General features: G+C 70.0%; 26 protein-coding genes, 2 tRNA genes and 1 other RNA gene. 20 read left to right on the forward strand and 9 right to left on the reverse strand.

Going from position 1 to position 25,581, the window contains the following annotated elements; translation table 11 throughout:
• Nucleotides 1–858 precede the first annotated feature (858 nt).
• The 4 genes from folC to purF all read left to right on the forward strand — a co-directional run bounded on the left by folC (nt 859) and on the right by purF (nt 5,296).
• Nucleotides 859–2,145 carry a bifunctional tetrahydrofolate synthase/dihydrofolate synthase gene (folC, locus tag AAIL17_RS16195; protein WP_424683890.1) on the forward strand — a complete coding sequence of 429 codons (1,287 nt, stop codon included), beginning with the start codon at nt 859–861 and terminating at the stop codon, nt 2,143–2,145.
• 71 nt (nt 2,146–2,216) lie between these two features.
• Nucleotides 2,217–3,173 (forward strand): SPOR domain-containing protein, encoded by a 957-nt coding sequence (locus AAIL17_RS16200; RefSeq protein WP_424683891.1) that lies wholly within the window; start codon nt 2,217–2,219, stop codon nt 3,171–3,173.
• A gap of 21 nt (nt 3,174–3,194) precedes the next feature.
• Complete coding sequence (locus tag AAIL17_RS16205; RefSeq protein ID WP_424683892.1) at nt 3,195–3,791, forward strand: CvpA family protein; 597 nt, start codon at nt 3,195–3,197, stop codon at nt 3,789–3,791.
• Between the two features lie 29 nt (nt 3,792–3,820).
• Nucleotides 3,821–5,296: an amidophosphoribosyltransferase gene (purF, locus tag AAIL17_RS16210; protein WP_424683893.1), complete on the forward strand. Its 1,476-nt coding sequence runs from the start codon at nt 3,821–3,823 to the stop codon at nt 5,294–5,296.
• A gap of 6 nt (nt 5,297–5,302) precedes the next feature.
• Here purF and AAIL17_RS16215 read toward each other — a convergent pair whose 3' ends face one another.
• Entirely contained in the window at nt 5,303–5,680 is a 378-nt protein-coding gene (locus AAIL17_RS16215) for a VOC family protein (protein ID WP_424683894.1), read from the reverse strand.
• An 84-nt stretch (nt 5,681–5,764) separates the two neighbouring features.
• Here AAIL17_RS16215 and AAIL17_RS16220 point away from each other — a divergent pair, with 84 nt between their 5' ends.
• Complete coding sequence (locus AAIL17_RS16220) at nt 5,765–6,568, forward strand: ferritin-like domain-containing protein (RefSeq protein WP_424683895.1); 804 nt, start codon at nt 5,765–5,767, stop codon at nt 6,566–6,568.
• 99 nt (nt 6,569–6,667) lie between these two features.
• Here the strand turns inward: AAIL17_RS16220 and AAIL17_RS16225 are convergent.
• Nucleotides 6,668–6,744, reverse strand: a tRNA-Pro gene (locus AAIL17_RS16225).
• A 159-nt stretch (nt 6,745–6,903) separates the two neighbouring features.
• On the opposite strand from AAIL17_RS16225, the gene hisS reads away from it, so the two are divergent.
• The 3 genes from hisS to AAIL17_RS16240 are packed head-to-tail and all read left to right on the forward strand — an operon-like array spanning nt 6,904 to nt 10,678.
• The gene (gene hisS / locus AAIL17_RS16230; RefSeq protein ID WP_424683896.1) at nt 6,904–8,280 is read left to right on the forward strand and encodes a histidine--tRNA ligase; all 1,377 of its coding nucleotides are present in this window, start codon (nt 6,904–6,906) and stop codon (nt 8,278–8,280) included.
• Between the two features lie 49 nt (nt 8,281–8,329).
• Complete coding sequence (locus tag AAIL17_RS16235; RefSeq protein ID WP_424683897.1) at nt 8,330–10,258, forward strand: HAL/PAL/TAL family ammonia-lyase; 1,929 nt, start codon at nt 8,330–8,332, stop codon at nt 10,256–10,258.
• Nucleotides 10,259–10,273: 15 nt separating this feature from the next.
• Nucleotides 10,274–10,678 (forward strand): DUF6165 family protein, encoded by a 405-nt coding sequence (locus AAIL17_RS16240; protein WP_424683898.1) that lies wholly within the window; start codon nt 10,274–10,276, stop codon nt 10,676–10,678.
• Between the two features lie 57 nt (nt 10,679–10,735).
• On the opposite strand, the gene AAIL17_RS16245 is transcribed toward AAIL17_RS16240, so the two are convergent.
• Nucleotides 10,736–11,806: a glycosyltransferase family 9 protein gene (locus AAIL17_RS16245; RefSeq protein ID WP_424683899.1), complete on the reverse strand. Its 1,071-nt coding sequence runs from the start codon at nt 11,804–11,806 to the stop codon at nt 10,736–10,738.
• Between the two features lie 21 nt (nt 11,807–11,827).
• Between AAIL17_RS16245 and AAIL17_RS16250 the strand changes: the two genes are divergently transcribed.
• The 9 genes from AAIL17_RS16250 (at nt 11,828) to AAIL17_RS16290 (ending at nt 17,321) form a co-directional block, all read left to right on the forward strand.
• On the forward strand, nt 11,828–12,550 hold the full coding sequence (locus tag AAIL17_RS16250) for a 3-deoxy-D-manno-octulosonic acid kinase (RefSeq protein ID WP_424683900.1): 723 nt from the start codon (nt 11,828–11,830) through the stop codon (nt 12,548–12,550).
• Complete coding sequence (locus AAIL17_RS16255; protein ID WP_424683901.1) at nt 12,547–13,305, forward strand: MBL fold metallo-hydrolase; 759 nt, start codon at nt 12,547–12,549, stop codon at nt 13,303–13,305. The genes AAIL17_RS16250 and AAIL17_RS16255 overlap by 4 nt, the downstream gene beginning before the upstream one ends.
• Before the next feature lie 124 nt (nt 13,306–13,429).
• A tRNA-Ser gene (locus tag AAIL17_RS16260) sits at nt 13,430–13,522 on the forward strand.
• A 40-nt stretch (nt 13,523–13,562) separates the two neighbouring features.
• Nucleotides 13,563–13,659: signal recognition particle sRNA small type (ffs, locus tag AAIL17_RS16265), an RNA gene on the forward strand.
• Nucleotides 13,660–13,864: 205 nt separating this feature from the next.
• Nucleotides 13,865–15,517, forward strand: coding sequence for a DNA polymerase III subunit gamma/tau (dnaX, locus tag AAIL17_RS16270; RefSeq protein WP_424683902.1), 1,653 nt, complete (start codon nt 13,865–13,867; stop codon nt 15,515–15,517).
• Nucleotides 15,518–15,530: 13 nt separating this feature from the next.
• Nucleotides 15,531–15,854: a YbaB/EbfC family nucleoid-associated protein gene (locus tag AAIL17_RS16275; RefSeq protein WP_325165282.1), complete on the forward strand. Its 324-nt coding sequence runs from the start codon at nt 15,531–15,533 to the stop codon at nt 15,852–15,854.
• 75 nt (nt 15,855–15,929) lie between these two features.
• On the forward strand, nt 15,930–16,529 hold the full coding sequence (gene recR / locus AAIL17_RS16280; RefSeq protein WP_424683903.1) for a recombination mediator RecR: 600 nt from the start codon (nt 15,930–15,932) through the stop codon (nt 16,527–16,529).
• A gap of 13 nt (nt 16,530–16,542) precedes the next feature.
• Nucleotides 16,543–16,956 carry a GNAT family N-acetyltransferase gene (locus tag AAIL17_RS16285; RefSeq protein ID WP_424683904.1) on the forward strand — a complete coding sequence of 138 codons (414 nt, stop codon included), beginning with the start codon at nt 16,543–16,545 and terminating at the stop codon, nt 16,954–16,956.
• Between the two features lie 20 nt (nt 16,957–16,976).
• A complete protein-coding gene (locus AAIL17_RS16290; RefSeq protein ID WP_424683905.1) occupies nt 16,977–17,321 on the forward strand; it encodes a histidine triad nucleotide-binding protein in 345 nt (114 codons plus the stop codon).
• 66 nt (nt 17,322–17,387) lie between these two features.
• Here AAIL17_RS16290 and AAIL17_RS16295 read toward each other — a convergent pair whose 3' ends face one another.
• Genes AAIL17_RS16295 through AAIL17_RS16310 form a run of 4 tightly spaced genes read right to left on the reverse strand, consistent with a single transcriptional unit; the run spans nt 17,388 to nt 21,923 of the window.
• Complete coding sequence (locus tag AAIL17_RS16295; protein WP_424683906.1) at nt 17,388–17,996, reverse strand: Slp family lipoprotein; 609 nt, start codon at nt 17,994–17,996, stop codon at nt 17,388–17,390.
• Between the two features lie 50 nt (nt 17,997–18,046).
• Nucleotides 18,047–20,029 (reverse strand): transglutaminase TgpA family protein, encoded by a 1,983-nt coding sequence (locus AAIL17_RS16300; protein ID WP_424683907.1) that lies wholly within the window; start codon nt 20,027–20,029, stop codon nt 18,047–18,049.
• Nucleotides 20,026–20,979 carry a DUF58 domain-containing protein gene (locus AAIL17_RS16305; protein WP_424683908.1) on the reverse strand — a complete coding sequence of 318 codons (954 nt, stop codon included), beginning with the start codon at nt 20,977–20,979 and terminating at the stop codon, nt 20,026–20,028. Before AAIL17_RS16305 ends, AAIL17_RS16300 begins: the two co-directional genes overlap by 4 nt.
• Before the next feature lie 2 nt (nt 20,980–20,981).
• The gene (locus AAIL17_RS16310; RefSeq protein ID WP_424683909.1) at nt 20,982–21,923 is read right to left on the reverse strand and encodes an AAA family ATPase; all 942 of its coding nucleotides are present in this window, start codon (nt 21,921–21,923) and stop codon (nt 20,982–20,984) included.
• A gap of 136 nt (nt 21,924–22,059) precedes the next feature.
• Between AAIL17_RS16310 and AAIL17_RS16315 the strand changes: the two genes are divergently transcribed.
• Nucleotides 22,060–23,544, forward strand: a complete 1,485-nt coding sequence (locus AAIL17_RS16315; RefSeq protein WP_424683910.1) for an ArnT family glycosyltransferase — start codon at nt 22,060–22,062, stop codon at nt 23,542–23,544.
• Nucleotides 23,545–23,609: 65 nt separating this feature from the next.
• Here AAIL17_RS16315 and AAIL17_RS16320 read toward each other — a convergent pair whose 3' ends face one another.
• Entirely contained in the window at nt 23,610–24,188 is a 579-nt protein-coding gene (locus AAIL17_RS16320) for a Maf family protein (RefSeq protein WP_424683911.1), read from the reverse strand.
• Nucleotides 24,185–24,643: a hypothetical protein gene (locus AAIL17_RS16325; RefSeq protein ID WP_424683912.1), complete on the reverse strand. Its 459-nt coding sequence runs from the start codon at nt 24,641–24,643 to the stop codon at nt 24,185–24,187. Before AAIL17_RS16325 ends, AAIL17_RS16320 begins: the two co-directional genes overlap by 4 nt.
• A 111-nt stretch (nt 24,644–24,754) precedes the next feature.
• Between AAIL17_RS16325 and AAIL17_RS16330 the strand changes: the two genes are divergently transcribed.
• Both AAIL17_RS16330 and rpmF read left to right on the forward strand, forming a co-directional pair.
• Nucleotides 24,755–25,273, forward strand: coding sequence for a YceD family protein (locus tag AAIL17_RS16330; protein ID WP_424683913.1), 519 nt, complete (start codon nt 24,755–24,757; stop codon nt 25,271–25,273).
• Between the two features lie 16 nt (nt 25,274–25,289).
• Nucleotides 25,290–25,481, forward strand: coding sequence for a 50S ribosomal protein L32 (gene rpmF / locus AAIL17_RS16335; protein ID WP_091336642.1), 192 nt, complete (start codon nt 25,290–25,292; stop codon nt 25,479–25,481).
• Nucleotides 25,482–25,581: the final 100 nt, after the last annotated feature.

Raw genomic sequence — 25,581 nt, forward strand, 5'->3', positions numbered from 1 at the left:
GGTGAGATAAGAGCTAGGTGCCGCCTCGCCTTGATGGGTACGCGCCTGCTCATAGAGGAGCTGCCGCCGCTTTACCTTCGGGCGCTCGGGAGTTGAGGCGAGGGAGGCATGCCGTGTGTTTGACGGTATCGGCGTCGGCCACTGTTTTCGTTGCGCGGGCGTCGTGTCCGCGACGGTGATGGCTGCGGTTGAGGAGCTGGTGGGCTGAAGCCCACCCTACTCAGCGCACCGCAGGGTGAGCTTCAGCCCACCAGCAAGTGATCGGCTATCCCACGCAAACCGTCGATTGAAGTGACGCTCACTGCGGCGAATCACACACGGCGAATGATCCTCCCTTGCCTCAGCTCCCGAGCGCCCGCGGTATAGCGGCGGCAGCTCCTCTAAGAGCAAGAGACCCACCCGGCAAGGCGCAAGGGCACCTAGCTTTTATCTCACCCCGTGCTGAGCAGGCCGTTTCTTTTGGTTACTTTTCTTTGGGCCAGCAAAGAAAAGTGACCCGAGCGCCGTCAGGCGATCGGAAGCCCGCCGCAGGCGAGCCCAGTCGCGGAGGCGCCCCGCAAGAGCGACACACAAGCAACACGCCCCCGCAGCCCCCCCCGCGAGCCCCGGCCCCTCACCCCAGCCCTCTCCCCGGAGGGGAGAGGGAGCAGAACAACGCGCTGCGCAGGCATCGGCCTTGATGTCCCGCCCCGTCGCTCGCGCACGATCGCACCCGGGCCGCGGGTGATCGGAAGCCAGCCGCAGGCGAACCAAAGTCGCGAAAGCGCCTGGCAGGATCGAAAACCCGGAGCAAGCGCCAGCACCACGCGTCCCCGGATGCCTTAAGCTGCGCGCCGCCCCAACCCAAGAGACCCCCTGATGCCCCGCACGCTCGCCGAATGGCTGGCTTACCAGGAACACGTCAACCCCCACAGCATCGAGCTCGGCCTCGACCGCGTACGCGAGGTATGGCAGCGGATGGGCGCACCGGCGCCGGCGCAGCGGGTGATCACCGTCGGCGGCACCAACGGCAAGGGCTCCACCGTGGCATTGCTGGAGGCCATGCTGCGTGCGGCCGGTCGGCGCGTCGGCTGCTACACCTCGCCGCACCTGCTGCACTACAACGAGCGCGTGCGCATCGACGGGCGCGATGTCGGCGACGAGCCGCTGATCGCCTCCTTCGAGCACATCGAGGCGGCGCGCACCAGCGGTAGCGGCATCCCGTTGACCTACTTCGAGTACGGCACGCTTGCCGCGCTCGACCTGTTCGCACGCGCGGACCTGGACGTGGCGGTCCTGGAAGTGGGCCTGGGCGGCCGGTTGGATGCGGTCAACATCATCGACGCCGATGCCGTGGTGATTACCACCATCGACATGGACCACATGGACTGGCTGGGCAGCGACCGCGACAGCATCGGCCGCGAGAAGGCCGGCATCGCCCGGCGCGGCCGACCCGCGATCGTCGGCGAGGCGGACCCACCGGCTGGCTTGCTCGACGCATTGGCTTCCAGCGGCGCGCAGGTGCAGCGTGCCGGCCACGATTTCTACGTCGAGCGTCACGCACAGGGTTGGCGCTGGCAGCATCGCGACGGCGCCGCTTTCGAACTGCCGGATCCGTCGCTGGCCGCGCCGGTGCAATACGCCAACGCCGCCGCCGCGATCGCCGCGCTGCACGCGCTGGACGGTGCCGGCGAGCTCGCCCCGATGGCGCTCGGCGAGGCAGCCGCCGACGGCCTGATGGCGGTTCAGGTGCCAGCGCGCCTGCAATCGCTGGGCGGCGATCCGGCGCTGGTGGTCGACGTCGGCCACAACCCGCAGGCCGCGCGCGCGCTGGCCGACTGGCTCGACCTTCGCCGTTTCCCGCGGGTGCACGCGGTGTACGGCGCGCTGGCGGACAAGGACGTGGCCGGCGTGCTCGCGGCGCTGGGTTCGCGGATCGACCAATGGCACCTGGCCGGGCTCGACCAGGCCTCCCCGCGCGGCATGCCGATCGGCGCGTTGACCGAGGCCTTGCGCCAGACCTTGCCGCAGGCGGCGTTCGACGCGCACGCGGACGTGCCGCGCGCGCTCGCCGCAGCACGTACGCAGGCGCGGCCGGGCGAATGCATCCTGGCCTTCGGCTCGTTCTTCGTCGCCGGTGCGGTGCTGGCTGAACCGGTCGGCTGAGCGGACCGTGGCGGGGCCACGGGCAGGTATAATCCCGCTGTTGCATGCCGTACCGCCTTGGAGCTTCAGTCTTGAAAACACGCCTGCTGGGTGCCTTCGTCCTGATCGCGTTGGCGGTGCTGTTCGTGCCGATGTTCTTCTCCAGTACACCGCCCGCCACCACGGGTGACCAGGCGGTGAGCCTGGCGATTCCGCCGGCGCCCGACCGCGACCTGCAGACGCGCACGATGAGCCTGACGCCGGACGCGCCGGCCAGCAGCGGCACGGCGGCGCCGGTGATTCCCGCGCGCAGCCAGTCGGCTGCCGCGGCCCCCTCGGACCGCCTGGCCACCGTCGACATCGCCTCGCGCCGCCCGCACGACGTGGAGATGGAACCGGAGGCGGCCGCGCCACCCGCGCAGGCTCCGCCGCCCGCGCCGCCCGCGAAGGCCACGCCTCCGGCCCAGCCGCCGAAGGCCGACAGCACGCCGCCGGATACCGCCGGCACGGCCGCGAACGGCAACTACACGCTCAACCTCAGCGCCTATTCGAGCGCCGGCGCGCAGCGGCTGATCCAGAAGGTGCGTGCGCTCGGCTACCCGGTCGCCGGCGCGCCGATCCGCCAAGGCGGCAAGGCGCTCACCCTGGTGACCGCCGGGCCGTTCGCCACCCGCACGGCCGCCGAGGCCGCGCGGCTGAAGATCACGCAAAGCATCCCGGGCGCACCGGCGCACCTTGAAAGTGGCGCCAGCGACCAACACGGTGATGTCGTCGCGGCGCCGGCCGCCGCACCCGCCGGGACCCCGGCACGCGCCGGCGGTTACGCGGTGCAGGTGGCGGCGATGGGCAGCCAGGCGGACGCCAATGCACTGCGCGACAAGCTGCGCGCGGCGGGCTTCGACGGCTTCACCGATTCGGTCACCAGCGGCGGGCGCACCCTGTGGCGCGTCCGCGCCGGTCCGCAGACCCAGCGCGCCGACGCCGAGCGCGTGCGCGACCAGATCAAGGCCAAGCTGGGCATGGCTGGCAACGTGGTGGGCGTGCCGTAAGGCGCGGTCCACGGGGGCGGCATGAACTGGATCGACTACACCATCCTCGGCGTGCTGGCCCTGTCCGTACTGGTCGGGCTGTGGCGCGGGCTGGTGTCGGAGGTGCTTTCGCTGGCCAGCTGGGTCGTCGCGTTCTGGGTGGCATGGACCTTCGGGCCGATGGTGGCGGCGCAGTTCGAGCACAGCATTTCGCTGCCGGCGGCGCGCATCCTGCTCGGCTACGGCTTGTGCTTCGTGGTCGTGCTGATCGTCGGCGCCTTGCTGCGTTTCATCGCGCGGCGGTTGCTGTGGAGCACCGGCCTGGGCGGGCTGGACCGCCTGCTGGGCATGCTGTTCGGTTTCGCGCGCGGCGCGCTGCTGGTGACGCTGGTGGTGTTCCTGGCCGGTTTCACCGCGCTCACCCGCGAGGCCGGCTGGCAGCACTCGCTGCTGCTGCCGCAGTTCGCCGGCGCGGCCGGCTGGCTGGGCGACCGGGTGCCGGAGAGCGTGCGCCGCTACCTGCATCCGCCGGCGCAGCTGCCCAAGCTGCCGCCGGGCATGCTGCCGGCGCTGCCGGGCGGTTCACCCGCGCCGGCGCAATCTGTCCTTTCGGCCGTCCAGGCGGCCACGCTCAACTGAATCCAAGCGTTTCCTAGCAGGCATCCAACATGTGCGGAATCATCGGCATCGTCGGTACCACCGAAGTGGCATCGGCGCTTTATGACGGACTCACGGTGCTGCAGCACCGCGGCCAGGACGCGGCCGGCATCGTCACCGTCGATGGCGCGCACCTGCGCCTGCACAAGGGCAACGGCCTGGTGCGCGACGTGTTCAACCAGAGCGCCATGAGCCGCCTGGGCGGACACATCGGACTGGGCCATTGCCGCTATCCGACCGCCGGCTCGGACAATGCCGACGAGGCGCAGCCGTTCTATGTCAACTCGCCCTACGGCATCGCCTTCGCGCACAACGGCAACCTGGTCAACACCGAGGCCTTGCGCCGCGAGATGTTCCAGGACGACCGCCGGCACATCAACACCGATTCGGATTCCGAGGTGCTCCTCAATGTGCTGGCGCACGAGCTGCAGATCCAGGACCGCATGGCGCTCACGCCCGACCAGATCTTCAAGGCGGTCGCCGGCGTGCACGCGCGTGCGCGCGGCGGCTACGCCTGCCTGGCGCTGATCCAGGGCTACGGCCTGCTGGCCTTCCGCGATCCGCACGGCATCCGTCCGCTGGTGCTGGGCGAGCGCGTGACGCCGGAAGGGCGCGAGTACGCGGTGGCCTCCGAGTCGGTCGCGTTCGACGTGCTGGGCTTCAAGCGCGTGCGCGACGTGGCGCCGGGCGAGGCCGTCTTCATCACCGTCGACGGCCAGTTGCACGCACGCCGTTGCGCCGAGGGCGCGGTGCATGCGCCGTGCATCTTCGAGTACGTCTACCTGGCGCGCCCCGACTCGATGATCGAGGACGTCTCGGTCTACAAGGCGCGCCTGCGCATGGGCGAGAAGCTGGCGCAGAAGATCATGCGCGAGTGCCCGGACCACGGCATCGATGCGGTGATCCCGATCCCCGACACCGCGCGCACCGCGGCCAGCTCGCTGGCCGGCGTGCTGGGCGTGCCGTTCCGCGAGGGCTTCGTCAAGAACCGCTACGTCGGCCGCACCTTCATCATGCCGGGGCAGGGCGACCGCGTGAAATCGGTACGCCGCAAGTTGAACGCGATCGACCTGGAGTTCCGCAACAAGACCGTGCTGCTGGTCGACGACTCGATCGTGCGCGGCACCACCTCCAAGCAGATCATCCAGATGGCGCGCGATGCCGGGGCGAAGAAGGTCTATTTCGCCTCCGCCGCGCCGCCGGTGCGCTACCCGAACGTGTACGGCATCGACATGCCCTCGGCCAGCGAGCTGGTCGCCGCCGGCAAGACCGAGAAGGAAGTCGAGCAACTGCTCGGCGCCGACTGGCTGATCTACCAGGACCTGGACGACCTCGTCTGGGCGGTGCAGGACGGCAACGAGGAGCTGAAGCAGTTCGACACCTCGTGTTTCTCGGGCGAGTACGTCACCGGCCTGGACCGCGACTACCTGCAGCAGATCGAGATGCTTCGCTCCGACGACGCCAAGGCCGCCCGCCGCAGCGCCTGACGTTCCTCACCCGATATTGTGGGCGATGTGCCACAGCACGCCCGACGGATCGATCAGGTGGAAGTCGCGCATGCGCCACGGCCGGTCGGCCGGCGCGGTCATGCGTACGTTGTGCTCGCGATAGCGGCCCACGATGTCCTGTTCGACCAGGCGCCGGTGCCAGGCATCGGCGTCATCCACCAGCAGGTGCATCATGAAATTGTCGGCGTGCGCCTGTTCATAGAAGCGCTGCAGCAGGAAGCTGCATTCGCCCAGGGCGAAGTAGGCCACGCCGTCGAAGTTGGACCGTTCCTCGAAGCCCATGTCGGCATAGAAGCGCCGCGATGCGTCGTAGTCGCGCGCAGGCACGAACGCCTTGATCTCGATGGCACGAAGTTTCGACATGTCCCGTTCCCTGGAAGTGATGGAGCGCCACTATGCGGCTACTGTGTTGCGCTGGCAACGCGGGCCGCGGCGTAGACTTGCCCCATGACCGACCTGCACCAAGCGGCCCGGCGCTGCCTCGACGCCCGCGATCCGGACGAAAAGCTCCGGCTGACGCACGATACGTGGAGGGCATTGCAGGCAGGTGAGCTGCGCCCTGACGCACAGGCATCCCCCCCGGAACCGATCGCGGCGCCGGGCCGGCCGCCACGCCCCCGCCTGGTCGAGGCGCGCCGCTTACCGCAGCGCGGCCTGGGTACGCCCGAAGGCCGCGCCGCGCTGGTCCATGCCATTGCGCATATCGAATTCAATGCCATCAACCTGGCATGGGACGCGGTCTACCGCTTCCGCGACTTCCCCATCGAGTACTACCGGGACTGGGCCCGTTGCGCCGACGACGAAGCGCGCCACTTCGCCATGCTCAGCGAACGCCTGGCCGAGCTCGGCCACGCCTATGGCGACTTCGACGCCCACAATGGCCTGTGGGAAATGGCCGAAAAGACCGCCCACAGCGACCTCGCCCGCATGGCGCTGGTGCCGCGCGTGCTGGAAGCGCGCGGCCTGGACGTCACCCCCGGCATGATCGAACGCCTGCGTGGCGTCGGCGACGAGCGCACCATCGCGATCCTGGAGGTCATCCTGCGCGAGGAGGTCGCCCACGTGGCGGCGGGCACGCGCTGGTTCCGATGGTGCTGCGAGCGCGACAGGGCGGAGCCGCGCGCGACGTTCGTGCGGCTGCTGCGCGAGTACATGGGCGGCAACGTGCGCGGGCCTTTCAACCGTTCCGCGCGGCTCGCCGCGGGCTTCGACGCAGAGGAAATGGACCAGCTCGCTGCGCTGGCCGTCTGAGGCGGGCGCGGCCGCCGGGTTCGTCGTTGCGCGAGGCGCGGCTTTTGCCGAGGGCGAAAAGAAAAAGGCCACCGCTAGCGGTGGCCTTTCCTCGAACCTTGGTCGGGGTGACATGATTCGAACATGCGACTTCTACGTCCCGAACGTAGCGCTCTACCAGGCTGAGCTACACCCCGTGGAGCCGCGTATCTTAGTGAGCCGGCGAAAGCTTGGCAACATCCCCGCGCCAAATTTTCCCGCGGCGCGCGCCGGGCGGCGCGTGGCCATCTGCTAACCTAGGCGGCTGCCGTTGCGCGGCCTGGCCGCGCGTCCGTTACCCGCAAGCAGAGGATTCCATGGCGCTTACCCCGGCCCGCACCATGCCCGGCGTGCTCGAGCTGCTGCCGCTGGACCAGATCGCGTTCCAGCGCATGCTCGACACCATCCGCCGCAACTTCGAGCGCTTCGGCTTCCTGCCGGTGGAAACGCCGGTGATCGAGTACTCCGACGTGCTGCTGACCAAGACCGGCGGCGAGACCGAGCGGCAGGTGTACTTCGTGCAGTCGACCGGCGCGCTGGCCAAGGAGGGCACGCCGGAGCTGGCGCTGCGCTTCGACCTTACCGTGCCGCTGGCGCGCTACGTGGCCGAGCACGAGCACGACCTGTCCTTCCCGTTCCGCCGTTACCAGATGCAGCGCGTGTACCGCGGCGAGCGCGCCCAGCGCGGGCGCTTCCGCGAGTTCTACCAGTGCGACATCGACGTGATCGGCAAGGACAGCCTGACCACGCGCTACGACGCCGAGCTGCCGGCGGTGATCTACAGCGTGTTCCGCGAACTGGACATCGGCGCGTTCACCATCCAGCTCAACAACCGCAAGCTGATGCGCGGCTATTTCGAGAGCCTGGGGCTGGCCGACAGCGAGCAGCAGATGCTGGTGCTGCGCGAGGTGGACAAGCTCGACAAGCGTGGCGCGGACTACGTGCGCGATACGCTCACGGGCGAGGCCTTCGGCCTGTCGGCGGACGTGGCGGCGAAGATCCTGGATTTCGTGCAGGTGCGTTCCACGTCGCTCGACGATGCGTTCGCCAGGCTCGACGCGCTGGGCAGCGGCCCCGAGGCGCTGGAACAGGGCCGGGCGGAGCTGAAGCAAGTGCTGGGCCTGATCCGCGACTTCGGCGTGCCCGAATCGCATTTCGCGTTGAACTTCTCGATCGCACGCGGCCTGGACTATTACACCGGCACCGTCTACGAAACCACACTCAACGACCACCCGCAGATCGGCTCGATCTGCTCGGGCGGCCGCTACGAGAACCTGGCCAGCCAGTACACCAAGTCGAAGCTTCCCGGCGTGGGCATCTCGATCGGCCTGACCCGCCTGTTCTGGCAATTGCGCGATGCCGGCCTGCTGGGCGCGGCGCGCAGCACCGTCGACGTGCTGGTCACCCAGATGGACCCGGAGCAACTGCCCGCCTACCTGGCGATTGCCGGTGAACTGCGCGCGGCGGGCATCGCCACCGAGGTGGTGCTCGAAAGCGGCAAGCTGGCCAGGCAGTTCAAGTACGCCGACCGCGCCGGCATCCGCTTCGCCGTCGTGCTGGGCGAAGACGAGCTGGCCAAGGGCGTGGTGACGGTCAAGGACCTGCGTCGCGGCGACCAGTTCGAAGTCGCGCGCGGCGAGCTGGCCAAAGCGCTGCGGGTGGAGCTCGAACAGGCCGCTGCCATGGGGCAGTGAGTCAGGGACTCGGCAGGGCGCCCAATCCAGGAAACGAATCGGAGCACCGGTGGACAAGATCATTCTCGATGGCCGCAGCCTCACCCGCGCACAGCTCGTCGCGGTGGCGCGCCATGGCGCGGCGGTGGCGCTGGAGCCGACGCAGCTCGAGCGCGTGCAGCACGCCGCCGACTTCCTGGCCGAAAAGGTCAGTTGCGGCGAACCGACCTACGGCGTCACCACCGGCTTCGGCAGCAATGCCGACAAGCTGCTCGGCGGGCACCGCCTGCGCGACGAGCTGGTGACGCAGGATGCGGCCAGGGGCGGTGCGAGCCTGATGGAGGAGCTGCAGCACAACCTGATCGTCACCCACGCCGTCTGCGTGGGCAAACCGTTCGCGCCGGAGGTGGTGCGGGCGATGCTGGTGATCCGCATCAACACGCTGATGCGCGGCCATTCGGGCATCCGCGTGTCGACCCTCGAAGCGCTCACCGCGGTGCTCAACCGCGGCGTGGTGCCGGTGGTGCCGGAAAAGGGCTCGGTCGGCGCCAGCGGCGACCTGGCGCCGCTTTCGCACCTGGCGATCGTGTTGCTGGGCGGCGGCGAGGCGTTCTTCGAAGGCGAGCGCGTGCCGGGCGCCGAGGCGCTGAAGCGCGCCGGGCTGGAGCCGATCCGCCTGTCCTTCAAGGAAGGGCTGGCGCTCAACAACGGCACGGCGCAGATGCTGGCCACCGCAGTGCTGGCGCTGGACGACCTGGAGTATCTCCTTGGCGTGGCGGATCTCGCCGCGTCGATGTCGCTAGATGCCTTCGCCGGCCGCAGCGGCGCGTTGCGGCCCGAAGTGCATGCGCTGCGTCCGCATCCGGGCCAGGTCGACGCCGCGGCGCACGTGCGCCAGTTGCTGGCAGGGTCGACGCTGGTCGACATCCCCTACCACCTGGTGCCGCGCTTCAAGCCGTGGTCGGCCGAGGCGTGGGCGTTGCCGGAAGACCAGGCGCTGTCCTTCGACATCGGCTGGGACTGGGTGCCCGCCAACCAGCGCCACGGCCGCGAAGCCTTCTACGCCCGCTTCCTGCCCTTCAAGGGCGGCAAGAAGCACCAGCCGCAGGACGCCTACTGCCTGCGCTGCATGCCGCAGGTGCACGGCGCGGTGCGCGATGCGTGGGCGCAGGCCTGCCGCGTGATCGACATCGAGCTCAACTCGGTGACCGACAATCCGCTGATCTTCCCGGACGCCGAGGGCGCGCAGTTCATCGAGGAGCAGGTGATCTCGGCCGGCCACTTCCACGGCATGCCGCTGGCGCTGGCGATGAGCTACGTGAAGGCGGCGATCCCGGTGCTGGCGTCGATCTCCGAGCGCCGCCTCAACAAGCTGGTCGATCCGGCCACCAACGACGGCCTGCCGGCGTTCCTCACCGGCAACGAGGACGGCACCGACTCGGGTTTCATGATCGTGCAGTACACCGCCGCGGCGCTGGTCAACGACCTGGCCACGCGCGCGCATCCGGCCAGCGTGTACTCGGTTCCCACCAGCGCCAACGCCGAGGACCACGTGTCGATGGGCGCCAACGAGGCGCGCCACGTGCTGGAGATGATGGAAGACCTGGGCCACGTGCTGGCGTTGGAGCTCTACACCGCGGCGCAGGCGCTCGACTACCGCCGCGAGATGCTCAACGCCGCGCGCCGCCTGGCCGCACGCGGCGACTGGCGCGCGCTGGCTGCCAAGATCGGCAACGCGCCGCGCGAGGACCATCCGCACTACGCGCAGTTCGAGCAGGAGGTGCGTCAGCTGATGGCGGCACTGGCTGCCAGCGAGAACTTCCACGCCGGCACCGCCGTGCAGACCGCCCATGCCCTGTTGCGCGAGCGGATCGCCTTCATGCACCGCGATCGCGCGATGGACGGCGACATCCGCGCTGCTTGCGCCCTGCAGCAACAGCGCGCGTTCGCCGCCGCGGCCCACCCGTGGCTGGTCGCCGACGTCGTCGATTATCCCTGATTCTTAGGAGTCCCCATGAGCCTCATCCAAGTCCCGGTCTCCTACGGCGAGCTGATCGACAAGATCACCATCCTGGAAATCAAGGCGCGCCAGATCAGCGATCCGGCCAAGCTCGCCAACGTGCGCAACGAGCTGGACCTGCTCAACGCGACCTGGGCCAACGACGCCGCCTCGCAGACCGACATCGCCGACGAGCGCGCACGGCTGCTGGCCGTCAACGAGGCGCTGTGGGACATCGAGGACCGCATCCGCCTGAAGGAAAAGGCGCAGGCCTTCGATGCCGAGTTCGTCGAGCTGGCGCGTTCGGTGTACTTCCGCAACGACGTGCGCGCGGCGGTCAAGCGCGAGATCAACCTCAAGCTGGGCTCGCAACTGGTGGAAGAGAAGTCCTACCAGGACTACCGCGCGCCGGGCGCGTGACGAGCTGCTTGAATCCCCGGGTCCGCACCCCTCCCGCGTCGCGGTGAGGGGAAGCGCTCAGGGGAGCGCATGCGAGGACGCGAACGCTTCGAAGCGCTCGACCACGTCGTCCACGCCGATCAGACCCATCACGCCGGGCCGCTCGATCTTCGTCCCCCACGCCAGTTCGCTCGCCGGCTTGCCGAGGAAGCGTCGCGCGGCCTCGTCGTACTTGTCCACGCACCAGCTGCGGTCCGAATAGGGTCCGGACCGGCTAGGGTTGCTTGCGGCATGCAAGCCGAGCACCTTGGTGCCGACGGCGTTGGCCATGTGCATCGGCCCGGAGTCGGGCGTGAGCAGCAACTGTGCGCGGGCGAGCATGGCCAGCAGCCGCTTGAGCGTGTCCTTGCCGGTCAGGTCCAGCGGCTGGCGCTTGCAGGCCGCCAGCACGGCATCGGCCATGGTCCGTTCGCCGGGCGAGGGCCCGCCGACCAGGACCACGCGCCAGCCACGGGCCAGCGCATGGTCGATCACCGCCGCGTAGCGTTCCGGATACCAGTTGCGCAGGGCATGGCTGGAAGTGGGGCTGACCAGCAGCGTGAGCGTGCCGCCCGGCAGCTGCTGTTCCGCCCAGGCGCGTGCGTCGTCGGGAATCGGGATATCCCAGCGCACCTGCGTCTGCTTCAGGCCCAGCGGCTCGCAGAAGCTGCCGATCGCATCGAGCACGTGCTCGCCGGTGCGCGCGGGAATGCGTTCGTCGACGACCAGGCCGTGCAGGTCCTTCGAGCGTGCGCGGTCATAGCCGATGCGGCGCCTGGCGGAGACGCCGAGACTCAACAGGTTCGAGCGCAGCGCCACCTGCATCTGCAGCAGTGCGTCGAAGCGCCGCCCGCGCAGCGCGGCGTGCACCTCGCGCATGCCGCGCCAGCCCGCCGGCTTGTCGAAGGTCACGAACTCCACGCCTTCGATGTCGCCTACCAGCTTGCGTTCGAGCTTGCCCACCACCCAGGTCAGCGCGGTCTGCGGCCAGGCCTGCTGCAGCGTGCGCACCAGCGGCACGACGTGGGTGACATCGCCGATCGCCGAGGTGCGCAGCAGGCACAGCGCGGCGGGAGCGGGCAGGGGGCTTGGGCTAGAATCGACCGGCATGAACGTCTCCTTCGACCGCACATGATGATGCAGGAGCAGATCCGCGAGGAAGCCGGCGGTGCGGTGCTGTCCGATGCATCGCTGCCGGTCGACGGCGACTGGTTCGACACCGGCTACTGGCGCGCCCGCGGCGCGCTCGAGGCGCAGGGGGGCGGACGCGGCGGCGTGGCAGTGATCGATACGCCGGCCGGCACGTGCGTGCTGCGGCACTACCACCGCGGCGGCCTGGTCGCGAGGTTCAATCGCGACAGCTACCTGTGGACCGGGGCCGCGCACACCCGCAGCTTCGCCGAGTTCCGCTTGCTGGCGCACGTCGCTGCCCTGGAACTGCCGGCCCCGCAACCGGTCGCGGCGCGTTACCGCCGCCGCGGGTTGTCCTATACCGCCGATCTGATCACCCGGCGCATCGACGACGCGCGCACGCTGGCGCAGTCCCTGACCGACGGCCGGCTGGATGCCGACCTGGCGCGCGAGACCGGTGCGCTGGTCGCGCGCTTTCATCGCGAGGGTATCCGGCACGCCGATCTCAACGCGCACAACGTGCTGGTCACGCCCGGCGCGCTTTACCTGATCGACTTCGACCGCGGCACGCTGCGCAACCCGGCCGAGGCCTGGCGGCTGGCGAACCTGGCGCGGCTGCGCCGTTCGCTGGTCAAGCTCGGCGCCGTCGAACGGATTCCCGATTTCCAGGCGGCCATCTGGGGCCCGCTGGTCTACGGCTACGAACGGACGATGGGCGCATGAACTGGTCGTTGCGCTTCCTCGGCGTCGGCGCCGCCCATGCGGTCGAGCTGGGTTCGTCGGCCGCGGTGCTCGAGCGCGACGGCAAGCCCGTGTTGCTGATCGACTGCGGTCCGGACACGCTGGACCGATACAAGGCCGCCTACGGCGAGCTGCCGCGCGCGATCTACCTCACCCATACGCACCTGGACCACGTCGGCGGCATGGAGCGGCTGTTCACCCGGCTCTGGTTCGACGATGTGCTGCGTGGCAGCGTCCGCGTGTTCACCCACGCCGCGCTGGTGCCTTGGTTGCAGGCGCGCGTGGCCGACTATCCGGGCGTGCTGGCCGAGGGCGGCGTCAATTTCTGGGAAGCGTTCCGGCTGGTGCCGTGCAGCCGCGGCTTCTGGCTGGACGGCTGGTGGTTCGACGTGTTTCCCACCCGGCACCACCGGCCGGGCACGTCGTTCGGCTTGGCGCTTTACGGCAGCTTCGTGTTCACCGGCGATACCCGGCCGGTGCCCGAAATGCTGGCGCAGTACGCGGCGTCCGATGAGTGCGTTCTGCACGATTGCGGGCTGGTCGGCAATCCGTCGCACAGCGGCGTGGATGACCTGGAGCGCGAGTACGACGAAGGCCTGCGCCGGCAGCTCGTGCTCTATCACTATGGCAGCGCGGCCGATGGCGAACAGTTGCGCGCACGGGGCTACGCGATCGCGAAGACTGGCGAGGCCGTTGCGCTTCCTGCGGCGCAACCGCCGCGGTCGGACGCGGGCTAGCGCGAACCGCATCTACCGCCGCGGGCGCGGATGGAGGAGAGCCCGCCTGTCGGCTTGTCTCCGCCAAGGCCTGCCGCTATCCTTCCGCTTCTTTGCCAGCCCCCAGGGCCGGCAGGGAAGATCCGGAGAGGTGTCCGAGTGGTTGAAGGAGCACGCCTGGAAAGTGTGTATACGGCTTATCCCCGTATCGCGGGTTCGAATCCCGCCCTCTCCGCCAGTTTTGTTTAGGGCCTGAGCGCCCACGTCCATGGTGGCCCCGTCGGTCCCCCCGCGACGATAGTCCGCAAACCCCGCCAGGTCCGGAAGGAAGCAACGGTAGTGGATGATTCGGGTGCCGGGGTGTGGCTGGCGGGGCCGCCGCCATTTCGGGGCCGAGGCAAGGCCGCCCCATCCGCCCTTCGGGCACCTTCCCCCGCAGGCGGGGGAAGGACCTGCGCCGAACCTTCTTGTCGAGCCTTCTCCCGTTCTACGGGGGAAGGTGCCGAAGGCGGATGGGGGCGCTCTTTGCCGCTCCCGGCCGACCTTGGCACAATCGCTGTTCGCCCCAAGGTAGTCACGCATGTCCTATCAGGTTCTCGCCCGCAAGTGGCGCCCGCGCAAGTTCGTCGAGCTGGTCGGGCAGGAACACGTGGTGCGCGCGCTGACCAACGCGCTGGATACCGGGCGCATGCACCACGCCTACCTGTTCACCGGCACCCGCGGCGTGGGCAAGACCACCATCGCGCGCATCTTCGCCAAGTCGCTCAACTGCGAGCGAGGCGAGTCGGCCGATCCCTGCGGCGAGTGCGCGGTGTGCACCGCGGTGGATGCGGGCCGCTTCGTGGATCTGCTGGAGATCGATGCGGCCAGCAACACCGGCGTGGACGACGTGCGCGAGGTGATCGAGAACGCGCAGTACGCACCTGCGCGCGGCCGCTTCAAGGTGTACCTGGTCGACGAGGTGCACATGCTTTCCAAGCCGGCCTTCAACGCGTTGCTGAAGACGCTGGAGGAGCCGCCGCCGCACGTGAAGTTCCTGCTGGCGACCACCGATCCGCAGAAGCTCCCGGTGACGGTGCTTTCGCGTTGCCTCAAGTTCAACCTCAAGCGCCTGCTGCCCGAGCAGATCTCCGGCCAGATGCGCCACATCCTCGATGCCGAGCAGATCGCCTACGAGGACGCCGCGATCGGCGAACTGGCGCGCGGCGCCGACGGTTCGCTGCGCGACGGCCTGTCGTTGCTGGACCAGGCGATCGCCTACGGCGGCGGCGCGCTCAAGGCCGACGACGTGCGCGCCATGCTCGGCAGCGTGGCGCGCGGCCAGGTGCTGGGCGTGCTCGATGCGCTGGCCGACGGCGACGGCGCGCGGTTGATGGCCGAGTGCGAGCGCATCGCCTCGTACTCGCCCGACTTCGGCGGCGTGCTCGACGATCTGGCCGCCACGTTGCACCGCATCCAGCTGATGCAACTGGTGCCCGGCTACCGCGGCGAGGGCGACGGCGAAGCGGAGGAGGTGCTCAGCGCACTGGCCGAGCGCATGCAGCCGGAAGACGTGCAGCTCTATTACCAGATCGCCACCACTGGCCGCCGCGACCTGGCGTTGGCGCCCGACGCACGCACCGGCTTCGAGATGGCGCTGCTGCGCATGCTGGCGTTCCGTCCGGGCGAAGCAGGCGAGCCGGTACGGGGCGAACGCACAGCCCAACCGGCGCCGCGCCCAGCGGCAACCGCGCCGCGCAGCGCACCCGCCGTGGCGCACGCGCCGGCGTCCCGCACCCAGCCGGCACCTGCCGTTGCAGCCCCCGCGGCGCCCGCTGCACGTGCGCCCGTGGCGACCGATGCCCGCGGCTTGCCGCGTTGGGACGCGTTGATCGAACAGGCTGGCCTGCGCGGCCCGCTCGGCCAGCTGGCGCAGAACGCCGCGCTGCGCGAGCGCGACGGCAACACGCTGGTGCTGGCGCTGCAGCCGGCGCACATGCACCTGGCCGTCGAACCCATGGTCGGCCAGATGGCCGACCGCATCAGCGACACGCTGGGCGAGCGCATCAAGCTGCGTTTCGTCGCCGACAGCCAGGGCGCCGCGGAAACGCCGGCCGCCCGCGCCGCCTCGGCGCGCGAAAGCGCGCAGAGCGCCGCCGAACAGGCGATCGAGGAAGACCCGCTGGTGCAGTCGCTCAAGCGCGAATTCGGCGCCCGCGTGGTGCCGCAATCCATCAAGCCCATCGAAAGTTGAACGGAGACATGCCATGAGAGGCCAGATCGGTCAGTTGATGCAGCAGGCCCAGCGCATGCAGGAAGACATGAAGCGCGCGCAGGAGGAGATTGCGCGGATGGAAGTCACCGGCAGCGCCGGCGGTGGCCTGGTCACCGTGCTGATGACCGGCGCGCACGAAGTGCGTCGGGTGCAGATCGACCGCAAGCTGTTCGCCGACGACCCGGAGATGGCCGAGGACCTGGTCGCCGCCGCCGTCAACGATGCGGTCAACAAGGTGGCCGAGGCCAGCCGCAGCAAGCTCGGCGGCGTCACTGCCGGCATGAACCTGCCGCCCGGCTTCAAGATGCCGTTCTGACGAAACGCTGGTCTTCGGAAGCGTCATTCCCGCGGGAGCGGGGATGGCGTCCGGCTAGTTTCCAGGCCCTACGCAATGACAGGCTCCCCCCTTCTCGCCGACCTCATCGAAGCCCTGCGCTGCCTTCCCGGCGTGGGCGGCAAGAGCGCGCAGCGGATGGCCTTCCATCTGCTGGAGCGCGAGCGCACGCGCGGCCTGAAACTGGCCGGCGTGCTGCGCGAGGCGATGGAGCGCATCGGCAACTGCACGCGCTGTCGCAACTTCAGCGAGGAGCCGGTGTGCGCGCTGTGCGCCAGCGCCAGCCGCGACCGCCACGTGCTGTGCGTGGTCGAATCGCCGACCGATCTCGCCGCCATCGAGCAGGCCACCGGCTACCGCGGGCAGTACTTCGTGCTGCTGGGGCGCCTGTCGCCGCTGGACGGCCTCGGCCCGGAGGAACTGGGCCTGGCGCAGCTGAGCGCGCGCCTGGGCGAGGGCGAGATCGAGGAGATGATCATCGCCACCAATCCGACCGTCGAAGGCGAGGCCACCGCGCACTACCTGGCGCAACTGGCCCACGCCGGCGGCGTGAAGCCGACCCGCCTGGCCCACGGCGTGCCGCTGGGCGGCGAGCTCGAATACGTCGACCGCGGCACGCTCGCGCACGCCTTCGGCAGCCGCCAGGCGCTGGAATGATCCGCGCGCCGGCATGAGCATCGGCGAGCCGCAGCTGGCCTACGCAGCACCCACGCCCGCCGAATACTGCGGCTTGCGCCAGGCCGCGGGCCTGAGTCCCATGAACGAGTCAGCCGCCGCGACCGGGCTGCCGGCCAGCTGGTGCGCGGTCAGCCTGCGTGTCGGCGACGAGCTGGTGGCGATGGGCCGGATGGTCGGTGACGGGGCGCTCTTCCTGCAGGTGGTCGACATCGCCGTACGGCCGGACTGGCAGCGGCGCGGCCTCGGTCGGCGTGTCATGGCGGCACTGATGGACGAGGCGCGTCACCGTGCGCCCAGGGGCGTGATCGTGACGCTGCTCGCCGATGGCGAAGCCTGCCGGCTCTACGAGCAGTTCGGTTTCCGGCTGAGCGCGCCGCGCTCGCAGGGTATGCTGCTGCGTCTGTGAATCCACGCGAGGAGTCAGGCATGGGCGATACCATCTTCGGCAAGATCATCCGGCGTGAAATCCCGGCCGAGATCGTCTACGAGAACGACGACGTGGTCGGCTTCCGCGACCTGAACCCGCAGGCGCCGGTGCACGTGCTGTTCATCCCGAAGAAGCCGCTGCCGACCCTGAACGACGCGCAGCCGGGCGACGCCGAACTGCTCGGCAAGCTGCTGCTCGCCGTCGCCGATTATGCGAAGCAGGAAGGGTTCGCCGAGCAGGGCTACCGCGCCGTGGTCAACTGCAACGAGCATGGCGGGCAGACCGTGTTCCACCTGCACGTGCATCTGTTGGCCGGACGCCGGCTCGGCTGGCCGCCGGGCTGAAGGCACAGGAGCGTAAAAAAACGCCGGCGCGAGGCCGGCGTTTTTTTGTGCGCTTGGAAGCGCGCGCTACTTGTGACCAGGCTTCGGCGCGGGCGCAGGCGCCGGGCGCACCACGATCACGCGCGGGCGGTTCCAGAACGGATCGCCCCACGGGCCCCAGCCCGGCCCCCAGTACGGACCCCAGCCCGGGCCCCAGAACGGGTCGTAGTAGCCAGGCGGGTAACGCACGGTCAGCGGCCGCTTCGGCCACAGGTAGACCACGTCGGCCTCCACTCGGGGGTAGGCATAGTCGTACTCGCCCACTTTCTTGGTCACGGTGCCGTGCAGGGTGCCGGTGACGGTCAGCTCGCGGCCGCGGGTGAACACTTCCGGATCGTAGAAGCCGTCGTGGCAGGCGACGAAACGCCCCTCGGTGGCGCCGCTGGTGCCGGATTCGGGCCGTGCCTGCTTGTCGAGCGGGCGGGACAACAGATAGAAGCAGGTCTGCTGCGGACCCGGCTCGGTCTTGATGATTTCGCCGCCCCAGCGCACCTTCGCACCGCCGGCGCCACCCTGCTGGGCGCTGGCCGTGCTCACGTCGGAGTAGGTGCCCTGCAGCGGCTGGGGCATCGTTGCGCAGGCGGTCAGCAGGCCGAAGCCGGTGGCCAGTGCCAGGGGACGATAAGGAAAGGACATGGTGGTTCTCCCGGGAGACAGCGGTTTGTGCCGGACGACCGCATTGACGTTCATTTGACCACGCGACGCGGCCGGAATTCCCGTACCGCCCGCTGGAATTCCCGCAGCAGTTCAGGCACCGGTTCGTCGTGGGCATAGCGCAGTTCGAGGTAGCGGTCCATCAGTCGCTCCAGTTCGTCGCGCTGCACGGGCAGGGCCCGTGCGGCGCGGCGCAGGTAATGTTGCGGCCCTTCGCTGCGACGCCGCGTGATGCCGGCGCGCGCAAGCCTGGCCTCCAGCCGGCGCAACGCCTGGCGCAACGGCTCCGGCCGTTCACGCCGCCACAACGCCCAGCCCACGCCGATGGCCACGAACAGCGAGGTGCCGATCGCCAGCAGCATGCCGAGCATCGCCGTACCAGTCTCGCGGATGCCGAACGGCGTCAGCAGGCCGCGCTGGCGCAGCGCATCGAACCCGATAACGCCCTGGGTCCACCAGTGGTTGACCACGTCCCAGCGGTTGCGCAGCGAAGCCAGCCAACTGGTCTGCGCCCAGCCGAGCTGGTCGCCGGCCGCGGCGGCCGCGCCCAGGCTGACGCGCTCCGGGCGCACCGCGGCGGTCGGATCGACGCGCACCCAGCCGCGACCTTCCAGCCATACCTCGCTCCATGCGTGCGCGTCGGACTGGCGCACCAGCAGGTAGTTGCCCAGCGGGTTCCAGTAGCCGCCCTGGTAGCCGGTGACCACGCGGGCGGGGATGCCGGCGGCGCGCATCAGTACGGTGAAGGAAGATGCGTAGTGCTCGCAGAAACCTTCGCGCGTGTCGAACAGGAAATCGTCCACCGCGTCGCGGCCCAGCGGCGCCGGCGCCAGCGTGTAACGGAAGCCGCCGTCGTGGAACAGCGCCAGCGCCGCTGCGACGATCGCCTGGTCGTCGGCGCCATAGCGCGTGCGCCATTGGGCGGCCAGTGCGTGGGTGCGCGGGTTGAATCCGTGCGGCAGGCGCAGGGCGAAGCGCCTGGCGGCCTCCGGTAGCTGCACTTGCAGGCTGTAATGCACGGCCGAGCGCAGCGCGTAGTGCAGCGGCTCGCGCACGGCCTTGTCGCTGAGCACCTCGCGATCGGGGCTGAGGCGTGCGTCCTCCGGCGCCGCCAGCGGCATGCCCAGGGCGGGCAGCACGGTGCTGTCGGTCGGTTCCAGGTCGATCTGGTAACCGGTGGTGACCCTGGCCTCGAGCGTCTCCAGCGGGCGCGCGCGGCCGTCGGCGCGGCGCAGCTGCACGTGCTCCCAGGTACGCCCGTCATACAGCCACATCACGTAGGCACGGAAATAGCGCAGCTCGGGCGCGGGCGGCGGGCCGTTGAAGCTGACCCGCATGGCCGGGCGGTCGTCGGTCAGCAGCTCGGTGAAGTTGCCCGGCGACATGCGGTCGCTCAGGCCGGTGCGCGCCTCGCTGCGGCTGGCCGCGCCCCACAACGGCGAGCTCAACCTCGGCACCAGCGCGAAGGCGAGCAGGGCCAGCGGGACGGCGGCGGCGAGCAGGGTCAGTCCCGGGAGCAGTGCACGCGGCAGGCTGGCCGGCGCCTGCGCCGGTTCCAATGCGCGCAGCGTGGCCAGGGCGGGCAGCAGGCCCATTGCCACCACGAAGGTGGCGACCAGTCCCTGGTCGAACAGCAGCGCGGCCATCAGTCCGAAGCAGGCGAAGCTGACGCCGACCTTGGCGTCGCGCGGCGTTTCGCTTTCCAGCAGCTTGAGCACGAGGAGCCCGACGGCCAGCGCCGAACCGGGTTCCTGCCCGAAGATCGTGCCGTAGGTGAACACCACGGCCACCGCCAGCAGGGCCAGCAGCGGCAGCTTGAGCAGCAGCGGCGAGCGTGCGCCGGAATGGCGGCGTTGCCACCAGCGCACCACCAGCACGAGCGCCAATGCGGCGACAAGCCACCACGGTAGGTGCGAGGCGTGCACACCGAGCACGCAGCCCATGGTCAGGCAGAGCAGGTCGAATGCGTGCGTGCCCAGGACGGGTTCGGCACGGCGGCGCATGAGCGCGATCATGGCAGCGACGCCAGTGCGCTCATGCAGCGCGCGTAGTGGCCGGGGCCGCTGCCGACTTCGATCGGCTGGGAGGGAAGCCACAGGCTGTGCCGGCGGCCCTCGGCGTGGGCCTCGCCCAGCCAGCGGGCCAGGCGCGCGATGCGCGCCTCGGGATCCATGCCTTCCAGCTCGCGCCAGTCCAGCCGCCATTCGGGGCGCGACTCGGGCTGCTCGAAATCCTTGCTCAACAGCTGGCCCAGGCGCGCGCTGGCCTTCCAGGCGATGTGCTTGCGCGGGTCGCCGCTGCGGTAGTCGCGCAGGGCGGCCAGGTCTTCGCCACGATGCAGGCGCGGGCGCAGGCCTTCGTCCGCAGGCAGTCGCGGCGGCGGGCCGCCGTTTTCGGGACGCGGCCAGACCAGCACGGACTGCTCCGGATGCATCCAGCTCCAGGCGCGGAAGAGCCCCAGCGGCCAGGTCGTCCATACGCGCAGGCGCGGCAGCGGTTGCCAGCCGCGCTTGCGGGTGGCGAGCGGCAGGGTGAGGTCGGCCTTGCCGGAGGCATCGATGGCGAAGGCCTGGCAGGCGCCGCCCAGGTCGACCCGGATCGCGCTGCGCGGCCGCGTCGATTCGAACTCCAGCGTCAGCGCCAGCGGCTCGCCGGCGATCGCCTGGCCGGCACGGACGCTGGCCAGCGCCAGGCCGTCGAGCGTGCGGAACGCGACCAGCATGCTGGCGGCGCCGGCCGCGCCGAGCAGGCAGGTGAGCAGCAGCGCCGCGTTGTTGGAGTAGTTGAGCGAGCCAACCAGCATCACCAGCAGCAGCACGGTGAAGCCGATGCCGAAGCCGGTCGGCACGATGTAGATGCGCCGCCGGTTCAGTTCGATCGGCATCGGCTCCGCGCGGCGGAAGCGTGTCAGCGCGGGCAGCCGGCGCTCGGCCAGCTGCTGCAGGCGGCGCAACGCGTCGCGCACGGTCAGTCGACCGCGGTATCGGCCAGCAGCGCGCGGGCCAGCGCATCTCCGCTGGCGCCGCGCGAGGGCACCAGCCGATGTGCGGCGAGCGGCACGAACAGCGCCTGGATGTCTTCCGGCAGCACGTGGCCGCGGCCGCTCAGCAAGGCCCAGGCGCGCGCGGCGCCGAGCAGGGCGATGCCGGCGCGCGGCGACAGGCCGACGCGGATGTCGGCGTGGCGCCGACTGGCTGCGAGCAGCGCCTGCAGGTAATCGAGCAGGGCGCTGCTGGCGGTGATGCCCTGCGCCTGGCGGTGCAAGGCGGCCAAGCTCGGCGCATCCAGCTGCGGGGTGAGCTGGGCCAGCAGGTCGCGGCGATCGCTGCCGGCCAGCAGCGCGCGCTCGGCGGCCGCGTCGGGGTAGTCGAGCGAGATGCGCAGCATGAAGCGGTCCAGCTGCGAATCCGGCAGCGGGAAGGTGCCGTGCAGGTCGAGCGGGTTCTGCGTGGCGACGACGAAGAACGGCTGCGCCAGCACGTGCGTCTGGCCGTCCACGGTGACCTGGCCTTCGGCCATCGCCTCCAGCAGCGCGCTCTGCGTCTTGGGCGTGGCGCGGTTGATCTCGTCGGCCAGCATCAGGCCGGTGAAGATCGGGCCGGGATGGAAGCGGAACTGGCCCGTCTCGCGCTCGAACACGCTGACCCCGATAATGTCCGACGGCAGCAGGTCGCTGGTGAACTGCACGCGCTGGAACTCCAGCGCGAAGCTCGCGGCCAGCGCATGCGCCAGCGTGGTCTTGCCCACGCCGGGCACGTCCTCGATCAGCAGGTGGCCGCCGGCGATCAGGCAGGTGAAGGCCAGCTTGACCTGGCGCGGCTTGCCGAGCAGCACGTGGTTGACCTGGGCCATGGCCGCTTCCAGGCGCGGACGGAGCGTTTCTTCGGGCAGGGGAGTGGTGGCGGACATGGGTTCCTGGCAGTTGGCACGGGCGGAACGCGGGGAGGGCCGGTCGAGTGTAGCGGCCGGCCTCGCGCGCTGGCGAGGCGCATTCCTCATCGCGTTCGCCGTCCTGCTGGTTCTCAAGTGCCTGGTCGCCGCGACGATGTCGCCGTTCGGCGACGAGGCGTTCTACTGGCTGGAAAGCCGTCATCCGGCTTGGGGCTACAGTGACCTGCCGCCGCTGACGGCGTGGCTGATCTGGCTGGGCGAGCGCGTCGCGGGGCATGGCCTGGTGGGCATGCGCTGGCCGTTCCTGTTGCTGGGCAGCGCGCTGCCGTGGGTCGTGGTGGCGTTCGGGCGGTGCGCCTTCGATGCGCGCGTCGGCTGGCAGGCGGGTCTGTTGTGCCTGGCGCTGCCGCTGGCGGGCACCTTCGGCGTGATGGCGATGCCCGACGTGCCGCTGACGCTGGCGATCGCCGTGGCGCTCCACGCGCTGCTGCGCGCGATGGATGGGGACCGCGTGCGCGACTGGCTGCTGCTGGGCCTCGCGCTGGCCATCGCGTGGATGACCCACTACCGCGCCGCCATGGCGATGCTCGCCGGACTGTTGCTGCTCGCCTGCACGCCACGCGGCCGCGCGCAGTGGCGACGCGGCGGCCTGTGGCTGGCGCTCGGCGTGGCGGCGCTGGGGCTGCTGCCGCTGGCCGTGTCGAACTGGCGCCAGCACGGTGCGGGGCTCGCATTCCAACTGGTCGACCGCAATCCGTGGCGTTTCCACGCCGACGCACTGGTGCAGCCGATCGAGCAGGCGGTCGCCTGCACGCCGGTGCTCTACGTCGTGCTGCTGTGGGCGTTGTGGCAAAGCTGGCGACGGCGTGGCGACGGTGCGCCTTGGGACCTTGTCGCCTGGACTTCGATCGGTTTTCTCGTGCCGTACTTCCTGTTCGGGCTATTCGCCGACGACCTGCGCTTCCGCGCGCACTGGCCGCTGCCCGGCTACCTGCCGCTCTTGGCCGTGTTGCCTATGCTGTGCCGCGAGACGGGACGGGGCTGGCGCGTGGCGACGGCGGCCGGTGGCGTCCTGGGCGGCCTCGGCACCCTGCTTGGACTGGGCTATCTCGCGCTGGCCGCGAGCCCACAGGGCGTCGACGTGCTGGCCTCGAGCAAGGCATTCCCGACCAACTTCGTGGGATGGCGCGAGAGCGCGTCGGAGGCGCGCGGGCTGCTGCAACGCCAGGATGCGATGCTGGTGGCCGACAATTTCATGCTGGCCGCGGAACTGGAGTTCCAGTTGGACGGCCAAAGGCCGGTGTATTCGCTGGACAGCTCGCTCAACGTCAAGCACGGCCGCGCACCGCAGCTGGCGATCTGGCATCGGAACGAGGCCGGGCTGCGCGCCGCGCATGCTGGCGAGCCGATGCTGCTGGTGGTGAGCGAAGTGATGCGCGAGCGCGAGAAGCTGGAACGCCTGGGCAGCATCTGCGGCAGCATCGAGGCGCCGCGGCTGGTCGCGCGGCAGGTGCTGTTCGATGGCCGCAAGAGCTTCGCCTACTATCGCGGGCGGGTGCCAGCAGCACCGTTGCCGCGGCCGTCCGATCCGACGCAATGCCTGTTCTGGCGCAACGCGCAGGCCGTGCGGCAGCCGTAGGGCGGGCTTCAGCCCACCGTTTTGCGACACACGACGATCGGTGGGCTGAAGCCCACCCTACGGATCTACGGAACGGCCAGGCCTGCGTCGCGCAGCAGCCGGGCCAGTGCGATCAGCGGCAGGCCGACCAGGGCGGTCGGGTCGCTGCTGTCGATGCGCTCGAACAAGGCGATGCCCAAACCCTCGCACTTGAAGCTGCCGGCGCAGTCCAGCGGCAGCTCGCGCGCGACGTAGCGGGCCATCTCGGCATCGGTGAGCTGCCGGAAGCGCACGCAGGTGGTATCCAGGTGCGTATGACGCCGGCCGTCGCGCGTATCGAGCAGGCAAAGCCCAGTATGGAAGCGCACCTCGCGGCCGGAGCAGTCGGCCAGCTGGGCCTGCGCCGCCTGGATGGTGCCGGGCTTGCCCAACGCACGGCCATCGAGTTCGGCGATCTGGTCCGAACCGATCACCAGCGCGTCGGACAGTCCGCGCGCCGCGCCCTCGGCCTTGGCGACGGCCAGGCGCAGGGCGCCCTCGGACGGAGCCTCGCCGTGAGCCAGGGTTTCGTCGGTGCCCGGGGCGCGCTGCTCGAACCCGGCCACCAGCCGGCGCAACAGTTCCGCGCGATAGCGCGAGGTGGAGCCCAGGACCAGCCGGCTCATAGATCCGGTTCGCGGCGGATGTGCTCGCGCATGGCGTCGTCGAGCTCGTGGTGCGCGCGTTCCAGTGCACGCACCAGCGGGCGCAGCCGCGCGCGGGTCTGGCTCATGTCGGCCGCGGCCTCGTCCAGGCCCTGCTGGCTGGCGTCGGGCGCGCAATCGCGGATCCACAGCCGCTGCTGCAGCAGCGAGCGGAGGCCGGCGTCGATCGCCTGCTTGGCCTCCTGCTCGCCGGCCGCCGGCTGGTCGGGGTTGAGCGACATCACCGCGTGGGCCTGTTTGAGGCCGCTGCGGCAGGTCTTCAGGTCCGCTTCGAGCTGGTCGGCCAGCTCCAGCAACTGGTGCATGCTGTGGCTGCGCCGCTCCAGCCGCCGCCGCCGGCCCAGCAGCACGAACGCGCCCGCACCCGCCAGCAGCAGGAGCATCGCGGCAAGGCCGAAGGCTAGGGAAGCGGGCACGGGCGGAACCGGTGAGGTCGGAAGGGCAGTCTGCCGCAGTCCCGGCGACAGGCAAAGTCCGGGGCCGCTCGGTTGACTCGGAACCCGTATGGACCTTAAGATTTCGCGATTATGTCCGTGACACTGCCAGAGTCCGTGGACGCTTGGCGCATGGTCTCGGCGCGGCGTTCGTTTGCCGGGACGCTTCCCGTGGCCGCCATGTCCCGCCTGTGCGGGATGCTGGCCGGCAACGAAGGGGCGGCGCAGTATGCACTGGATTTCGGTCGCGACGAGTTCGGCACGGCCTACCTGCAGGTGCATGTCGAGGCGCCGCTGACGCTGACCTGTCAGCGGACGCTGGAACCGTTCGTGCTGCCCCTGACGGTGGACAGCCGGCTCGGTCTGATCCGCAGCGAGCGCGAGGAGGCGGCCCTGCCGCCCGGTAGCGAGCCACTGCTGGTCGAGGACGACGGCAAGCTGAATCCGGCCGACGTGATCGAGGACGAATTGCTGTTGGCGTTGCCGCTGGTGCCGGTCAATCCGGACAGCAGCCTGCCAGCCGATGTGACTGGCCCCGGCCCGGACGAATCCGTGGCGGAGCCGAACGACAACCCGTTCGCGGTTTTGCGCGAACTCAAGAAAACCGATTGAAGCCGGAGATACACCCATGGCCGTTGCCAAGAGCCGCAAGACCCCGTCCACCCGCGGCATGCGTCGTTCGCACGACAAGCTCAAGACCGTGCAGCTGGCGACCGATCCGACCAGCGGCGAAGTGCACCTGCGCCACCACGTCACCAAGGACGGCTACTACCGCGGCAAGAAGGTGATCGACACCGCCGCGGCCGTCGACGCCGAGTAAGCGGCTTCCACCGGACGCCACAGGGCGGCGCGGCGACGCGCCGCTTTGCGTTTCGGCGTCCGCGAACGTAACGTTGCGGCTCCGGCGTGGACGGAAGCCT

This window comes from Frateuria sp. YIM B11624, assembly GCF_049727805.1.
GTDB lineage: Bacteria > Pseudomonadota > Gammaproteobacteria > Xanthomonadales > Rhodanobacteraceae > Frateuria_A.

What these genes read in the sequence shown, in the direction of transcription:
- folC (WP_424683890.1), top strand. Translation starts at nt 859, where the DNA reads ATGCCCCGCACGCTCGCCGAATGGCTGGCTTACCAGGAACACGTCAAC.
- AAIL17_RS16205 (WP_424683892.1), top strand. Translation starts at nt 3,195, where the DNA reads ATGAACTGGATCGACTACACCATCCTCGGCGTGCTGGCCCTGTCCGTA.
- purF (WP_424683893.1), top strand. Translation starts at nt 3,821, where the DNA reads ATGTGCGGAATCATCGGCATCGTCGGTACCACCGAAGTGGCATCGGCG.
- AAIL17_RS16215 (WP_424683894.1), bottom strand. Translation starts at nt 5,680, where the DNA reads ATGTCGAAACTTCGTGCCATCGAGATCAAGGCGTTCGTGCCTGCGCGC.
- AAIL17_RS16220 (WP_424683895.1), top strand. Translation starts at nt 5,765, where the DNA reads ATGACCGACCTGCACCAAGCGGCCCGGCGCTGCCTCGACGCCCGCGAT.
- hisS (WP_424683896.1), top strand. Translation starts at nt 6,904, where the DNA reads ATGGCGCTTACCCCGGCCCGCACCATGCCCGGCGTGCTCGAGCTGCTG.
- AAIL17_RS16240 (WP_424683898.1), top strand. Translation starts at nt 10,274, where the DNA reads ATGAGCCTCATCCAAGTCCCGGTCTCCTACGGCGAGCTGATCGACAAG.
- AAIL17_RS16245 (WP_424683899.1), bottom strand. Translation starts at nt 11,806, where the DNA reads ATGCCGGTCGATTCTAGCCCAAGCCCCCTGCCCGCTCCCGCCGCGCTG.
- AAIL17_RS16250 (WP_424683900.1), top strand. Translation starts at nt 11,828, where the DNA reads ATGATGATGCAGGAGCAGATCCGCGAGGAAGCCGGCGGTGCGGTGCTG.
- AAIL17_RS16255 (WP_424683901.1), top strand. Translation starts at nt 12,547, where the DNA reads ATGAACTGGTCGTTGCGCTTCCTCGGCGTCGGCGCCGCCCATGCGGTC.
- dnaX (WP_424683902.1), top strand. Translation starts at nt 13,865, where the DNA reads ATGTCCTATCAGGTTCTCGCCCGCAAGTGGCGCCCGCGCAAGTTCGTC.
- AAIL17_RS16275 (WP_325165282.1), top strand. Translation starts at nt 15,531, where the DNA reads ATGAGAGGCCAGATCGGTCAGTTGATGCAGCAGGCCCAGCGCATGCAG.
- recR (WP_424683903.1), top strand. Translation starts at nt 15,930, where the DNA reads ATGACAGGCTCCCCCCTTCTCGCCGACCTCATCGAAGCCCTGCGCTGC.
- AAIL17_RS16285 (WP_424683904.1), top strand. Translation starts at nt 16,543, where the DNA reads ATGAGCATCGGCGAGCCGCAGCTGGCCTACGCAGCACCCACGCCCGCC.
- AAIL17_RS16290 (WP_424683905.1), top strand. Translation starts at nt 16,977, where the DNA reads ATGGGCGATACCATCTTCGGCAAGATCATCCGGCGTGAAATCCCGGCC.
- AAIL17_RS16295 (WP_424683906.1), bottom strand. Translation starts at nt 17,996, where the DNA reads ATGTCCTTTCCTTATCGTCCCCTGGCACTGGCCACCGGCTTCGGCCTG.
- AAIL17_RS16300 (WP_424683907.1), bottom strand. Translation starts at nt 20,029, where the DNA reads ATGATCGCGCTCATGCGCCGCCGTGCCGAACCCGTCCTGGGCACGCAC.
- AAIL17_RS16310 (WP_424683909.1), bottom strand. Translation starts at nt 21,923, where the DNA reads ATGTCCGCCACCACTCCCCTGCCCGAAGAAACGCTCCGTCCGCGCCTG.
- AAIL17_RS16315 (WP_424683910.1), top strand. Translation starts at nt 22,060, where the DNA reads ATGTCGCCGTTCGGCGACGAGGCGTTCTACTGGCTGGAAAGCCGTCAT.
- AAIL17_RS16320 (WP_424683911.1), bottom strand. Translation starts at nt 24,188, where the DNA reads ATGAGCCGGCTGGTCCTGGGCTCCACCTCGCGCTATCGCGCGGAACTG.
- AAIL17_RS16330 (WP_424683913.1), top strand. Translation starts at nt 24,755, where the DNA reads ATGTCCGTGACACTGCCAGAGTCCGTGGACGCTTGGCGCATGGTCTCG.
- rpmF (WP_091336642.1), top strand. Translation starts at nt 25,290, where the DNA reads ATGGCCGTTGCCAAGAGCCGCAAGACCCCGTCCACCCGCGGCATGCGT.